Source organism: Microcoleus sp. LAD1_D5, assembly GCF_036702115.1.
Classification (GTDB): domain Bacteria; phylum Cyanobacteriota; class Cyanobacteriia; order Cyanobacteriales; family Microcoleaceae; genus Microcoleus.
Genome location: NZ_JAUBSA010000109.1, coordinates 1 through 14990, shown reverse-complemented (window position 1 = coordinate 14990; position 14990 = coordinate 1). Strand labels below are relative to the sequence as shown.

Here is a 14990-nt window from a genome sequence, read left to right as displayed (position 1 = left end):
ACACGTTGTCAACGCCGAACGCGAGTCAAAGTCTTTTGAGGTAAGGGTTTTAGGCTTATTCAGCAAGCCCTAATTAGATAATACCAACAATGATATAGAGGACACGGCAGTGCCGTGTCCCTACCGCGATTAATTGTAGGGAAACGGCACTGCCGTGTCCTCCGTTTATATCATTCCGATGAAGAGAGGATTTGATATTACAATCGATGAATCTAATCCCACGATTGTAATTGCACAACCCAATGCTGCACAAAAGCAGAAATGCGATCGCGCCGCGTTTCAAAAGTAGCAGCAATCCAGATAAACACAACTCCAAAAGCTAAACCAATCGCCCATTTAATCAGCGGATAATCGAATATCAGAACCACCAACTGATAGAAAACATTGATTAAAAAAATTCCCGTTCCCACAAACAAAAATGCCCGAACTCGCAGCGCCAAACCCGCTGCAATAGCCACCCAACTAAAAGCTCCTACAACTAAACCGTGGCTTTGCTGAGTCAAAAGAGGCATCCCGCAAATCAGCGCAGTTGCGAGCATTCGCAGAGTGTGGCGCAGCGGTTTTTCTGCGGGTAATTTGAGAGTGCGATCGAACTGAGTAATGTAAAGGAAAGAAAGTCCTAAAGGAGTAACATAAAACTCTGGCTGAGTCAATCCTATTTCCCCAAACCACCGCAGCAATATCCAATCAATTATCGCCACACTCACATAGGTAAAACGGACTTCCTCCTTTTCCCAAGCTAGGAAAACATAGAAGGCGGCAGCTATCAGCAAGCTAATCGGATAAAACTTATACGGACTTTCCAAAATAGTAACTATTGGAATCAGCGAAGCAATTACCTGCCAAGGTTTTTTTGACCACCCCCAGTTGTCCCAAGGCAAAATGTAAATGAAATAGGCAAATAGAGAAGCGAGGGCCACTTTCCAAGGCCCCAGCGGCCCGGAAATATACTTAACTAAAGGCGTATTGATCCAATAAAGCCGGATGCCAAAGGCTTCTAGCCAGCCCAAGTAAATCCAAATTTGTGCCCATTGGCGATCGAGATTATTTCGCCCTTGCAAGAAAGCGTATTGAACTAATAAAGCACCAGTGACTAATCCTAAACTTAAGCCGGACTTAATATCATCGGCAGAAGCCCAAATCAGCAGCAAACTGCTCAAAACCCAGTGCAGGTGAGCAAATATTTTTAACTCTGCATTAGTTAAATGTAAATAATTGCTGAGCCAAGGAGATAAAATGCGATAGATATATGTTAAAGTTGTGCCGAGAGTTGCCAGGACAATTAAGCCATCTCCAAAAGCTCCTCCTGGTGTTTGAAAAAGTTGATATAGTAGCGATTCGTAAGCAGCAACGGAAACGCCCATTAATCCTAAATAAACCAAAGGTTGGAATTCGGGCTCCCGCCTACCAATGCCGATCGCAATTAAAGACGCACCCAACACAGTTAAACCAGTCCAATTCGTCAAAGTGTGCGATCGGAAAGTTAAACCCAATACGCCGTAAACCAAAGGTATAAAATGGATGCTAGGTAAAATTGTTGGATCGGGGTGGCGGCGCCGCCACACATCACCCAATAATTGAGTAAACAATCCAAGAGCGATATTAGCAACTGCCAAATTAATCGTAGTGCGATCGACAAAACTCAAACCCACTGCTGTCAACAACTCCAAACTCCAAGCCAAGGCATAAATTGCCAGAGGGGAAAGTTGGCCTAAACTTCGGAAAATAATCGCAGCCATTATCACCAAAATCGCCGCCAAAGCTTCAGCAGATGGCGGGAAACTCAAGCTACTGGCGGCGTAGAGTTCATAGGAATAAAAAGTAATAGTTGTTAACAGTAAGCCTGCCAGTAAGATTGCCCATCCATCTAAAGCTTGCTCGTAAATTTCAGCTAATCGAAAAGGCTCAGGTAAACCCTGGGAAAAACGAACAATCATCCTGCGAAGCAACCACAGAGACAAAACAGCGATCGCCCCGGCCATTCCCCAATCCCAACCCGATACAAAACCTAATTGATCGATCGCTGCAGCTACGAAACTCAAGCCAAACCCCACTCCAAGCGCAGCCGCTGGTATCTCGACTAAATAGTAAGTATTGACCCACATTAATCCGGCGGCCAAACCAAAACCAATTAACCGATATCCCGGAAAAGTAAAAATTAGAAATTGTGCAAATATTAGGGCGATCGTACTAAAGGTACTGGCAACTTGTTTGTGAGGAACCTCAGTATATTTAGCAACAGCAGTCAAAGCCAAAGGAGTCACCAGCCAGAGCAAACTCCACTGAGGGCGATCAGTGGCAGTACCCGCAATCAAATAATTTTGCAACAAGACAAAGCTAAATCCTGCTAATACTAAGCCCAGATACCAGGAACTTTGAAACCATGCAGGATGCCAGCGAAAAAATGCAGAGCTTTCTCTGGAATTTTCCGCTTTCATCCCGACAAAAAATGCCCATTCACTCGCCATAAATATTAATAATATTGCTGACCAAATATTGGGTGTCAGGTTTGGTAAAAATAAGTCAATTGCCGAAGCGATCGCGCCTAAACCCATAATGTGAGTTATGGGAACCAAAATTGCCGGATTTCCCTGTTGTTCAGCCGCAGAAGCCGGCCTCGAAACTCGCCGGGAATTGTCGGGGATTACGTATTTCCAAGTGATCCAACCTAAAATTAAAGTAGAGACTAATAAATTGAGCGATCGCCAAAACGGATTGACAAAACTAATAACAGTTAAAGCACTCCCCAAAGCGAGAGCAAGGTTTTCGCCAAAACTGGCAAGTTGAAACTTTCGCTTGCGGTAGAGCCACTCGGCCGCACTTACCATTAAAATTAAATAAGGCAACAGCAGAACACCCCAAAAAGCCCAAGGAGTTTCCTGAGAGTTTGTAAGCTGAGTTAAAAATGCAACCAATTGTGTTTTAATCCCTAAAGGAAGCACTCGCCAAAACAGCCAAATACTCTGAAGTCCCACCGCCTCAAGCATTAGCAAATCAAACTCTTGCCAAAACCGCACTAAACGGTTGTAAAAAAACCAAACAGCCAATCCGCTAACTGTGATAGCCTGTAGCGGAATGTCCCTAAAACAAACCAGGTAGCCCAAACCCAACAAACCCATTCCCGCTAATTGCCATTTAAAAAAGTTGCTGGGATTTGGCTGGTCGGATATATTGTTTTCAATAGTCCCAGATGGCCGGGGTTGCTGCCAATCTAGCCATGCTAAAAGCACGCCACAAATCGCCAAAGCTAAACCCATTTCAGCGATATTTACATCCTTGACAAATATCGCTCGCCCCAGTAAAATTCCTAATGAATAAGCTACTAAAGCTGCTTTTTTGTAAGTCAGAAAATCTCTGCTCAAACTGAAAGCAGCGGGGAATGTTTCAGTATTTCCCCCACGTTGGATAGATTGCAATCGTTGTTGCTGAACTTGATAAACTGTAGTAGCAGCAGTTCCCACTGTACCCAAATAAACCGCAGCCAGGGAAAAGCCGGCGAATGCCCAGCCCCAGTGCAAATAACTCAATCCCAAGTGATTTAGGGCGATCGATCGAGCGATGTTTTTTCCTGAACAGCTTTGATATTGATATTTGATAATCCGGGCAGTTATCCAAGTCAAAATAAGTGCCGCTGCGATTGCTACCGCCCAATCCCAAGGATACCGCCACAATCCAAAAGTATCCATTGCCCAAAAATTGATCGGCACTAGCAACAGCGTCACTTCTTGCAAAGTTTGAGCAGTCAAGTGCAAATTCTGCTGTCTGTTTGCCCAACTGCTAATCGCCCAAAAGGTTAAAGTATAAGCTAATAAAACTCCATATTGTCCGGCGGCAGGAAATCTTTCCCACTGACTGGCAGCTAAGACTCCAGAGGAGACAACTACCATGAACACTCCTAAAAACAACAGCCACACCACGCTAATTTCTGCCATTAGCGAGTGCAAAATTTGAGCGATAAAATTAGGGGTTTGAGGAGTTTCTGTGGGCCTAGCAACGCTTTCTCTGCTGCTAGGTACTGCTTTTTGTGTTGATAAGGCAGGTACTTTTGGCTCGCCAATAGGAGCGATCGGGTTCTCAATTTCAGAAAGGTCTACAGCGGGATCTCTGAGTGGGCAGACTAAATACTGTCGGCACAATTCCTCAACCTCAGCGGGCGAAAGTAAACCTAGACGCAGCCACGCATCTAAACCTGTCAACAACTCAGGATGCGACGCTAAGATGCTCAATTCAATTTTGCTCGATCGATCTTTGGGAGACGACATTGGCTTAAACTTGTACTAAGTACCTTCAAGCTATAGCCTAGATTAATGTCGATCGAACATGGCAACATTGCGCCATCGAAATTGGCACAATAAGTATTTATGACTAAATATCTGTCGCAGCCAGTGTCAACCGGTGAAAAAATCCCGCTGATGGGCCTAAACCAGCGTACATCAGCGGTGAAAAACTCCCAATTAGGACACAGCAGCGGTTTCCTTACCGATCGACATATTGCAGCAAAGTGTCTACACTAGCATTGTGGTCTATGAAAGAAAACAAATGTTTGAAGAGGAGTTTTCCATCTGCACCCAAAACAAACTGAGCCGGCAAAGGAGCACCTAAAGCCTGACCGACTTGATAAGCCCGAAACACTTTACAGCCTGGATCAGAAAGCAGAGGCATTTTCAAGCCTAAATCTCTAACCACAATTTGGCTTTGACGATCGTCGGTACTGGCAACCATCAATAATTCTATATTGCGATCGGCAAATTTTTCCCAGTTTTCATTCAAAACTTTAATGTGAGGAAAACAGAAAGGGCAATATTGCTTTTCAGTAAAAATCCGCGTAAAAGCCAGAATTACCGGTTTATCGCCCCGATAATTCGACAGCCGCACCAATTTGCCATTATTAATATCCGGCAATTCAAAATCTGGCGTCATCTGTCCCAGGTTCAGAACATTACTCGCCGGGACAGGCAATAAATTTTGGAAAAACCGCTCATTTAACAAGCCGCTAAAATTAGTAGAAGTCAGCATATTTCCTAATTTGGTAATTGCTAATTGCTAATTGGTAATTAAAAATCCGGTTAAATAAATGCCTCTGCGGGTAGGGACACGGCGCTGCCGTGTCCCTACAAATATAATGTGCTTAAACCGCAGCAAAGAATACCTTAGACTTGACTGGATCGGGAGTCATAGTCTTGTCACCGGGCTGCCAGCCGGCGGGACAAACTTCATCGGGGTGAGACTGCACGTGTTGGATAGCTTGCAGAGTACGGAGAGTTTCGTCCACGTTGCGGCCGAAGGCAAGATTGTTGATAGTAGAGTGTTGGATGATGCCTTCTTTGTCGATGATGAACAGACCTCTGAGGGCAACGCCTGCTTCTGGGTCGAGGACGTTGTAGTCTGAACTAATTGTTTTTTTGAGGTCAGCAACTAAGGGATAGTTGAGGTCGCCGACACCGCCTAATTTGCGGTCTGTTTGTATCCAAGCGAGGTGAGAGAATTCGCTGTCGACGGATACGCCGAGGATTTCGGTATCGATTTTCTTGAAGTCCTCGAAGCGATCGCTAAATGCTGTAATCTCAGTCGGGCACACAAAGGTGAAGTCCAAGGGGTAGAAGAACAGGACTACATACTTTTTGCCTTTATAGTCTGACAGTTTAACTGTCTTGAATTCCTGATCCACTACGGCTGTTGCTGCGAAATCGGGTGCAGCTTGACCAACCCGGAGGCATTCACTGGTCATAGATTTTGTTTCCTTTTTTACGAACTGTTACAAATATATCATACTCATAACGACTACAAGTATCTTCTCCATCAATCAAAAAAAGACGCTCTCAAATTTGAGAGCGCAGTTTTTTTGATTAAATAATGGCTCAGGCGGGATTTGAACCTGCGACCTTGGGCTTATGAGTCCCCTGCGCTAACCACTGCGCCACTGAGCCAAATCTACTTCACGATTTACTATCGTAGCACGGTAGGGCTAGCTATGTCTTCTTTTCAAGCAACACTATTTCTAATGACTGCCAGTAAAAGTTATGAGTTTTGGTAATCATTCAAAACCCATAACTTCCAACAAGTCGTTACCGAGAAGCGCTGGACGCATCGTCGGGCAGAACAGCCATTGGGTTGATAGCACCCTGTCCAGCGGGATGAATTTCAAAGTGCAAGTGCGGCCCGGTACTGAAGCCAGTGCTGCCCATTTCTGAAATCTGTTCCCCTTGAGCGACTCTCTGACCTTTTTGCACCAAAATTCGGCTGTTGTGGGCATAGACAGTCTCAGTGCCGTCAGGATGGGTAATTTCCACCAGATACCCGTAGCCGCCGTCGTTCCACTGAGCATAGGTAACCACCCCGTCTGATGCTGCCACAATTGGCGTGCCGATCGGCCCTGCAATATCAATTCCCTTGTGCATCCGTCCCCAACGCCAACCGTAGCCAGAAGTAAGAACGCCCTTAGACGGCCAAATAAACCCCTTAGCCGACTGTTGTTTGCCGTTAGGCAGATAAGTATCAGGGCTCGAAAGCGGAGGCAGTTCCGGAGAAACCATGCGTCCCAAAGACGGGTTGCTTAGGGGATCGTAACCGTCGGCTCCCAAAGGAGCAGTTGCTACCACAGGCTGTTGAGCAGAGGTCGGCGTCAGGTTGATCGGTTGTTGTTCCGCTGCGCGAGCGGGGTCTAACCGCTCTTGCTGCTGCTTCTGAACCTGCTCAGACCAGGCTCTCGATGGCGGTCTGCTGATTTCATTCTGCACCGCCTCAGTATAGTCGGGGGTGTAGAGATATGGATTGACACTTGGCATATCCTCAGACGGGTTGACCGAGGGCCCGTCAGTTGGAGCCAGGGACACCGCATTGGCGCCGATCGAATTGCGCGAGGCACGATATTCCTCTCGCAGCCTGACAACTTCTGCCCTCAAGCGTTCGGAATAAGGGTTGAGAGCTTCTGCGGTGGGGAGATACTCCGAATTCGACTCTGGTAAAGCGCTAGTTGGAGCGGCATTTGAACCCTGAGCGCTAGTATTTGGCACGAAGCTGATCGGCTGCGGGTATTCTCCCGTAGCGATGGCCGTAGCAGTTGCACTGGCTGGCCCAGGCAGGGCACTGGTGTCAACTGCACCTGTAAATGTTGGTTCGCCTTGAAGATCCAGCTTCCGTGGATCGCTAATGGTTTGGGAAACTTGAGTCAGCGGAATGCTGTTAATTTGGGGAACCATCGGCGCTGAAATATTGTTCAGACCTTCCAGGTTCTCCAGGGGAGAGACAACAGGTACTGTGGGCGCGGGCGCTGCAACGCCAGCACCGGCTATTTCCGAGGTAGACGAGCTGGGGTTCAAAGATGCCGGAACCGAACTCGCCGCCCAGACAGATGTAGAGTTGGAGGCAGAATAAGAGGCTGCCACCTGCACCCCTGGATTTTTAAACCCAACTTGGGGAATTTTCAGCCGTTGATTTACATTCAGCAAGTTGGGGTTGCCGAGCTTGTTGACGGAGATCAGATCTGTGGGCGATACGCCGTGACCTTTGGCGATCGCATCTAGCGTATCTCCCGGACGCACGCTGTAGAGAACCTCAGCCGGCGCGGCGGTACTTCCCGCAGGGGGGACTAGCACAGCCGAGGGCAAACTGGGTGTTGCCAAAGACTGTTCAATTGACTCGAATGCTCGATCGGGCGATGCTTCTTGACCGACCCCGGCATTGGGAATTACAGGTGTGGCATCGAGGTCAGGAATAGTTGTCTCAGTTGCATATCCGGGGGAGGTCAGCGTCGGTGCTGACTCGGGCAAAAATGCCGCAGGTGTAGATAAATTTGCTCCCCCCTCCGACCCGAACATAGTTCGACGCGATTCTGTGGTGCGGTTTTCCTGTTTTTTTAAACTGTCGATCGCCCCGTCTGCGTTCGGGATTTCGATCAAACTTTGTTCCGGTATCGTCGTGACCAGCGGGGTCCCTGCGGTTGATGGCAGCGCTGTCAGGGCTGCACTATCCAATGGCTCGGAGCCAGTCAGATTTAACTCTTGTTCGGGATTGACCGTCGCTGCGCGGTCTAGGGAAGCCGATGTGCTATAGCCGGCGTTCTGTTGTGGTGTGGCTTCCGTCGCCGTCGGAATTCTGAGCTGTTGGCCAACTTGGAGTAGGGTATCGGGTTTGATCTCGTTGGCAGTTGCTAGTGCCAACGGTTCAACTTCATAATCCCGAGAAAGCTCCCAAAGGCTTTGCCCCTCCTGCACCTTAACCGTCACCGGTTCAGAAGGTGAGCCGGGCTGTTCGGCCCTGGAACCGTCAACTTGTGCCGACGTAGCCGGCCCGTTGGCCGATACTGGCTGTACTTCAGCGGTGGATTCTGATGTCGGTGCGAGTTCAGACGCGCGAGCGCTGTCTCCATTTCTCGGTAGCAGGATGCCAGAAGCACCTACCGATATTGCCAGCCCGATCGTGGCGAGAGAGCGAACTCTGCCAGTGCTGAGCGTTGTCTGTTTGGACGGTTCCGCAGAACCGTCTCTGTCGATTTCACTAGCCTGAACAGGCTTAATTTGGGGATATGTTCGTTTCAAAAAAACGACCTCCTACTGAGAAGCGCTAACTGTCCTTGGAAACACTCAAGGGGATCGCATGACGCTGAATTTAAATCAACAAGCAAAAGTATTCTGATTGTTGACAGCTATCATGCTTAGGCCAGATTACCTTGCTTTTTAAATTTAGACAAGCTCAAACCGTCAGAAATTTTAAAATTCTCGGTCAAACCTGCTGCAATTAACCCCAAAAGCCTTACACCGTAATAGCTGGAACGAATACATAAAATATTCATTCCCGTAAGGCTCTGAACTCTTACCTATTATCCGACTGTATGCTAATTTCCGGACAGGCTACAACCGTATATTTACTAGATATAGTGTTCAGACCCAAGCTGGTGTTCGCTGACGCCCTAAATCGCTAATATTCTTTATTGTTTGTTGCTGAATCCTCTTGCGAGTAATTTGGTGTTGCTGATAACAATCTGTTTTTGAATGAATAAAATATATTAATGTCGGCTATCTAGATTTTCACCCCTTTGATACAAATTTCTTATATTAAATTGGATATTTTGCCACCTCCGGCAGCTATTAAATATCTATATATTTATGTGTTGATAATGATTTATCCCAGCTCCCCCAACTGTCGTTTAGCCTCAAATAAACCCACAGCGGCGCTGACTGAGAGGTTCAAACTCCTAACTCCAGGCTGGCTCATCGGAATAAAAACTGTGGCGTCGCAGGCATCCAAGACGAATTGGGGAATGCCTACAGTTTCCGAGCCAAACATCAGCCAGTCGCTGGACTGAAATTGAAATTCGGCGTAACTGCATCGCCCGCCAGTGCTGAATCCGATCGATCGCCCTCCTCGTTGCTGCCGACAGGCCCCAAAAGCCGCTAAGTCTTCGTGGCAGTGGAGATTGACATAGGGCCAGTAATCTAAGCCGGCTCGTTTCAGGTAGCGATCGCTAATTTCAAACCCCAGCGGGCCGACTAAATGCAGTTCCGTGCCTGTGGCAGCGCAAGTGCGGGCGATATTGCCAGTATTCGGGGGGATTTGCGGGTGAATCAAGACAAGTTGGGGCATGAAGCTAATTAAAAGCGAAAAACACAGCTATTGGGAAATTTATAAAACTACCCAAAGGTAGATATACCTTATAGCTTTTATTTATAACCTTTGTCGAGCTCCATTGATTAAATATTCTGATTTGTTTTTAGGCGTCGCTCTGCAACTTTTTTCATGGAGGTTCGGGCTATTTGTATTATTGGCTGAGTACGCATAGCCAGGGGGCTAGTGAAAGCCCCCGTTATAATAACGGCGGGTACTTCACGCAACTAACTGGGCACACAAGTTGTCTTCGAGCTCCCATTCCTGGTGAGCCATGCCATCAATTCCTTGGAGAATAATACTTCGGGTGTCCAAACCGCCCTCGTGCAGCTTTAACCACTGCTGGGCGGTGTTGCCTTCCCGGAGAATTTTTTTGAGAGGTGAGAGAAAGCAGCTAAAGCCGCGTTTTTTGGCGAAAGGCCACACTTCGCGGTAAATTTCCTCAATCCAATCTCGTGCCAGAATAGTTCTGCCGTCTTGCCAGTGCGTGAGTTCGGCATCCAAACTTTGGCGAGATGCAGCAATTTCGTTGGCGTCTGTGAGGGCAACTAAGTCTTGGTTGCGGGTGGCCGCCGGTAAGGTGCTGAGTTCTAACGGGTCTAAGCTGGGGTCTTCCATCATCTGCCAAATGCGAGCTTCTAGTAAGGCAGTGATGGCCAACAAAGCCAGAGGATTGACTTCGAGGTCGCAAATTCTCAGTTCGAGGCGGTTGAGACAGTAGGGGCGACGATCGCCATTTGGGCGCACGGCAGACCACAAATGGCGGACATTTTGCATTGTGCCGAGTTCTAACTGTTCTTCAGTCCACTGAATGTAATGCTTGTGACTCTCAAACAGGGGGACGATGGCTGGAGTTTTGGGAAACAAACCCCACCGAGTGGAATGATAGCCCGTGACTTCGCCGTCGAGGAAGGGGGAAGAGGCGCTCAAGGCAAGGTATAGCGGTGCTTCGACGCGGGCGAGGCGGATGGCGCGCATCAGCATTTCTGGTTGGGAGATGCCGATGTTGATGTGAATGCTGGCGGTGACGACTTTGGTGCCGTAGGTTTGCTCGATGTAGGTGTGGTAGGGGTTGTTGGGATCGGATCTGTAAAATCGATCGCTCCCCCCCAGAGACAGGGTACTTCCCGGCAGCAAGGTATAGTCGCCTAATTGTTTGAGATACTCGCGCAGCCGGACTCGCGGCTTGACTAAGGCGCACAGCAGGCGATCGTAGCTGCACAGCGGGGCGGTCGTGTACTCCACATTGCGGCTATCAGGCTCCCGCACAAATCCCTCTAGATGGGCGACTATGCGATCGGAGAGACCGACAACCTCACCTTCGGGCGTGCCGGTATACATTTCTACTTCAAAGCCTTTTGATAGCAGCACGTTTGTTCCTCAGCTAAGTTGAGTGCTAGTTTCAAGTATCCCAAAAATTGACCTGTTCATACTATCTTCCATGAGGCAGAGTTGAAATTTTTCGCGCCTGGCACTGAAACCCGGTTTTTCGGTGCCGGGAAGTTTGAGCGTTTGGGTGTTAGTTGCGATCGGACTGGCACGACAAATACTACCATCGCAAAGAGTTTCCGAGGCGGTTTTAGAGTCAAAAAGGCTGTTTGTTCGATCGCGGGCGTGTTTCATTCGGCATTCGTGACGATCGAACTTATGGTGAATAGAACCCACTCCTGCCTCAGTTCGGCATCTGTTTTCAGCCTAGAGGGGGATAGCCGCAGATATATCTTGGGTGCGATCCTAAAAGAGGGCTCTGCAATATTTTTGAGCTATAATATTAACCCCTAAAAATCCCTGTGAAAGATCAAGACAGAACTCCTCCCAATTTTTGGAATATGCTAAGCAATTTAGCCTTAGTCAGGTTTTTGCTTTTATTTGCTTCAGGTTGGGCTGGACTGCAACTTTTAGCTTACTTTGAAACTGCCGTTGCGGTTTTCACGATTGCTGCACTCGTGGCTTTTTTGCTCAACTATCCGGTGCGAACTCTCCAGAGATTTTTACCGCGAAGTTTAGCTGTCGCCTTCGTTGTCTTGCTCACCCTTTTAGTTTTTGGCGGTCTCACCGTCACCGTAGGCGTCACTCTTTTATCTCAAGGACAGCAATTAATTGACAGCATGACTGAATTTGTGAATGCTCTGGCGCCTCTGTCCGAGCGCCTCGAAACATTCCTGCGGGCGAGAAACCTGCAAGTTAACCTCCGAGTTATTGAGGAACAACTGCGAAATCAAGCTTTAGCTGGAGTTGTTTCGAGTATTGCTTTTTTACAAGTATTTTTAACTAATTTATTAAATTTAATATTAATTATGGTGGTGGCTTCTTTCATGTTAATTGATGGAGAGAGGCTGTGGCTGTTGGTTCTTAAATTTATACCCCGACACCTGCACAGGCGTTTAAGTTTAACAATAGAGCGAAACTTTTTAGGATTTTTTCAGGCACAAATTTTGTTAATGTTATTTTTGACAACAGCAAGCTTTGGAATTTTTCTCCTATTAAATGTGAGATTTCCTTTAATTTTAGCATTTATTATCGGATTGTTTGATTTAGTTCCAGGGATCGGAGCGACGCTGGGAATTAGCTTAGTTTGTTTTATTGTATTGTCTCAAAATGTGTGGCTATCTTTAAAAGTATTGGCAGCTTGCATTGTTTTGCAGCAAATTCAAGACAACTTTATTCATCCGAGACTCATGCAGAATTCGCTTAACCTCAATCCGGTAGTGGTATTTTTTGCACTGTTAGTAGGTGCGAGAGCCGCAGGACTTTTAGGCATATTTCTGGCTATTCCGCTAGCGGGAGTGATAGTTAGCTGGTTTGAAATTGAAGAAATGCAAGGGGAAGGTTAATTGATACAACCCTCCTATTTGACATCAAATCCGGCTTAAAAAACAGGTTTTAAGCTGCCGACTAAAAACCGCATGCCTTGAAAAAATTTCCTTTGCGTAACGCGACACTAAAAGTAAAGAGGAAAAAGCAAGGTAGGGTGCACCAATGCCTGGGCACTTTACTGCGTAAAGTCAATGAATAAATTGCAAGTCAGTAGGAAATCTTTCTTCTTCTGGTTCCGGATCGTAAATGTAATCGCAGTCAAAGCGCAAAGCTTGAGAGTGGCGGCTGATGGAAAATCCGCAGTGACTCACCATTTCTGTAGTAAAACTGGCCATGACTAACTCAATGAGTTTTTTATAAGAAATGTTAGGCTGGTGAACGTAATAGGTGCGTCTTGCAAAAAATATTCTCTCATCTTTCGGTACAATTATGCCATTAATTCGGTGTGCGTGTTGAATCGGCTTGATATAGGTTTCAATAAACTGCGACTGATTTTTTTGCAGTCTCGCTAATCTTTCGTGTTGCAACCAGCTCATTTGAAACACAATTTTAATAAATTCAAAGCCCAAAATGTAGTTAAAAACATTATTGCGTTCTTCTGTACTCAAGACGAAGCGGAGTGCAGATTCTAAATATTGGTCAGTTTCTCGGCGCGATTGTTGAGCTGAGTGGATATAAAATTGTTTGATGTAGCTTCTTAAATCTGATTCGTTTAATTGTTTTTTGACCCGAAATCTGATTAAATACTCTTTGACTCTGTGTAGAGTATCCACATCTTCAAACATTTTTGAGACTAAACCGTCGGCTGTATAATTATCTAAAAATTCTGCTTGCAAGTCGGGAGTAGAGGCGCACAATATGTAGCAGAGGGACAAGACATAGCGCCGCTGGTTCCAAGGCAAGCTTTGGGCCCAATCTTTAACTTCTACAGGGAGTTTTTGGAGCACGGTATCTGTGTGGGGGAGTTGAGCAAGGTCGGCATATTTATGTTTTTGTTTAATCATTGCCTGAAACCTTATATTAGTAAGTATACAGAGTATTAGATCGCAGATGATGGGAGGGGGAAACTGCGACGGAGGGTTGCAAGTTATTCTGTCTTATTTTCTTGCCATCTATCTAAATATACATTCTGTAGGGAACAGCGGGGGTGATCTGTCTCACAGTTTTGCGAATTTTAAATCACAAATGCTAGCTCTTTGCATCACATTTGGGGGCGGCGAGTGTCACGCATAAAACTTATTCACGTCACCGGAGCAACAGCGGGTTTCGTTGAGAATTAAGTCCGGTAATTCATAAGTTGTTGTTAGTAATCATTACTGATCTCAATCATGAACTTGACTACAAGTATTTTCCCTGAAAATCAGTGCCAAAACTTAACTTTTCGCGCTCGCCTCGTGCAACCAGTGCGATAGTGGCTCGATAGCATAGCAGTGGCAGAGCCGCCAGTAACTAAGTGGTGTGCCAACTTATACTCGCACGGTGTTCTTGAGAGAGAGATATTCAGTTATTTGGACACCATCTTTTCAACATACCGCCTATGTGCAAGCTAAATCCTGTGTCTGAAGAATTAGTGGGGTTGCGTTTTCGGTCCCTCTCCTTTTTGGTTGACGTATGCGGGGAAGATGTAACGCCGTACAGCAGATTGAGGGGTGTCATACCTCGCTCGCCTATTGATCTCAATTATTGATGGGGTATGTCGCTCTGGTAGTTGGGAGAGCCATAATTTAAGCCATAATTGTTGATAATATCAATGGATGCGTCTCGATAGGAGTGGGTATCCATCGTGGCACTTAAGCCAAAAATAACATTAAACGGTAGCACCAAAAACAATAACTATAAAAATAATTTAATGATCTACGTGGGCTCAGGGAAGTGAATATGTTTAATGCAACTGAACTGCTGATTAATGCTTTTGTAAATCGGCTGATTGAAGGCTACCGCCACACCTACGGCGGGTTCAAATCTGACTATGCTGAGATTATTGCTTGGGTAGCGAGTATGGCTTTGGAAAATATTGCTAATAGCGATGCTCTTTACCACAATGTGGAACACACTATTTTAGTGACATTGGTGGGACAGGAGATTCTGCGCGGCAAGCACATCCGCGAGGGTGGTGTTTTATGTGAACATTGGCTCCATTTCCACATTGCTTTGCTGTGTCACGATATCGGGTATGTGAAGGGGGTTTGTCGGCAAGATCGAACTGATTTGAGACTGTATGCAACCGGGATAGAGGATTTGCAAGTGAAGCTACCTTCGGGGGCGACGGATGCGAGTTTGATGCCTTATCATGTTGATCGGGCAAAAATGTTTATTGACGAGCGTTTTGGCAGTCACAAACTGATTGATGCTGAGCTGGTAAAGCGTAATATTGAGCTGACTCGTTTCCCAATTCCTGCAAATGAAGATTATCAAGATACTGTAAATTATCCGGGTTTAGTTCGGGCTGCTGATTTAATTGGTCAGTTGAGTGATCCGCGATATTGGCAAAAGATAAGCTGTTGCACATTTAAACTGTGATACAAGCATTGCCCTTATTTTTGATTTTGCGACCCCATTTAATTATTAAT

Annotated in this window: 10 protein-coding genes, 1 tRNA gene and 1 pseudogene; 3 read left to right on the top strand and 9 right to left on the bottom strand. The window is 46.3% G+C overall.

Annotation, left to right across the window (positions count from 1 at the left end; genetic code table 11):
* Positions 1-212 precede the first annotated feature (212 nt).
* The 8 genes from QUA70_RS26460 to QUA70_RS26425 form a co-directional block, all read right to left on the bottom strand.
* On the bottom strand, positions 213-4262 hold the full coding sequence (locus tag QUA70_RS26460) for a hypothetical protein (protein ID WP_333350776.1): 4050 nt from the start codon (positions 4260-4262) through the stop codon (positions 213-215).
* 214 nt (positions 4263-4476) lie between these two features.
* A complete protein-coding gene (locus tag QUA70_RS26455; protein ID WP_333350777.1) occupies positions 4477-5016 on the bottom strand; it encodes a redoxin domain-containing protein in 540 nt (179 codons plus the stop codon).
* Between the two features lie 112 nt (positions 5017-5128).
* Positions 5129-5728, bottom strand: a complete 600-nt coding sequence (locus QUA70_RS26450; RefSeq protein WP_006631731.1) for a peroxiredoxin — start codon at positions 5726-5728, stop codon at positions 5129-5131.
* Positions 5729-5854: 126 nt separating this feature from the next.
* A tRNA-Met gene (locus tag QUA70_RS26445) sits at positions 5855-5927 on the bottom strand.
* A gap of 138 nt (positions 5928-6065) precedes the next feature.
* On the bottom strand, positions 6066-8537 hold the full coding sequence (locus tag QUA70_RS26440; protein ID WP_333324895.1) for a peptidoglycan DD-metalloendopeptidase family protein: 2472 nt from the start codon (positions 8535-8537) through the stop codon (positions 6066-6068).
* A gap of 583 nt (positions 8538-9120) precedes the next feature.
* The gene (locus QUA70_RS26435) at positions 9121-9582 is read right to left on the bottom strand and encodes a tRNA (cytidine(34)-2'-O)-methyltransferase (protein ID WP_333324897.1); all 462 of its coding nucleotides are present in this window, start codon (positions 9580-9582) and stop codon (positions 9121-9123) included.
* 240 nt (positions 9583-9822) lie between these two features.
* Positions 9823-10974, bottom strand: a complete 1152-nt coding sequence (gene gshA, locus QUA70_RS26430; protein ID WP_333350779.1) for a glutamate--cysteine ligase — start codon at positions 10972-10974, stop codon at positions 9823-9825.
* A gap of 9 nt (positions 10975-10983) precedes the next feature.
* The gene (locus QUA70_RS26425) at positions 10984-11268 is read right to left on the bottom strand and encodes a hypothetical protein (RefSeq protein WP_333324901.1); all 285 of its coding nucleotides are present in this window, start codon (positions 11266-11268) and stop codon (positions 10984-10986) included.
* 125 nt (positions 11269-11393) lie between these two features.
* Here QUA70_RS26425 and QUA70_RS26420 point away from each other — a divergent pair, with 125 nt between their 5' ends.
* Positions 11394-12437, top strand: coding sequence for an AI-2E family transporter (locus QUA70_RS26420; RefSeq protein ID WP_333324903.1), 1044 nt, complete (start codon positions 11394-11396; stop codon positions 12435-12437).
* Positions 12438-12608: 171 nt separating this feature from the next.
* Here QUA70_RS26420 and QUA70_RS26415 read toward each other — a convergent pair whose 3' ends face one another.
* Positions 12609-13424 (bottom strand): cobyrinic acid a,c-diamide synthase, encoded by an 816-nt coding sequence (locus tag QUA70_RS26415; RefSeq protein WP_333350780.1) that lies wholly within the window; start codon positions 13422-13424, stop codon positions 12609-12611.
* Between the two features lie 533 nt (positions 13425-13957).
* On the opposite strand from QUA70_RS26415, the gene QUA70_RS28685 reads away from it, so the two are divergent.
* Complete coding sequence (locus QUA70_RS28685) at positions 13958-14107, top strand: Mo-dependent nitrogenase C-terminal domain-containing protein (protein ID WP_333324909.1); 150 nt, start codon at positions 13958-13960, stop codon at positions 14105-14107.
* Positions 14108-14298: 191 nt separating this feature from the next.
* Positions 14299-14934, top strand: a pseudogene (locus tag QUA70_RS26410) (metal-dependent phosphohydrolase); the annotation flags it as partial.
* Between the last annotated feature and the right edge of the window lie 56 nt (positions 14935-14990).

Bases quoted from the DNA above. Each gene is read 5' to 3' on its own strand.
- QUA70_RS26460 (WP_333350776.1), bottom strand. From the start codon at position 4,262: ATGTCGTCTCCCAAAGATCGATCGAGCAAAATTGAATTGAGCATCTTA.
- QUA70_RS28685 (WP_333324909.1), top strand. From the start codon at position 13,958: ATGTGCAAGCTAAATCCTGTGTCTGAAGAATTAGTGGGGTTGCGTTTT.
- QUA70_RS26415 (WP_333350780.1), bottom strand. From the start codon at position 13,424: ATGATTAAACAAAAACATAAATATGCCGACCTTGCTCAACTCCCCCAC.
- QUA70_RS26450 (WP_006631731.1), bottom strand. From the start codon at position 5,728: ATGACCAGTGAATGCCTCCGGGTTGGTCAAGCTGCACCCGATTTCGCA.
- QUA70_RS26455 (WP_333350777.1), bottom strand. From the start codon at position 5,016: ATGCTGACTTCTACTAATTTTAGCGGCTTGTTAAATGAGCGGTTTTTC.
- QUA70_RS26435 (WP_333324897.1), bottom strand. From the start codon at position 9,582: ATGCCCCAACTTGTCTTGATTCACCCGCAAATCCCCCCGAATACTGGC.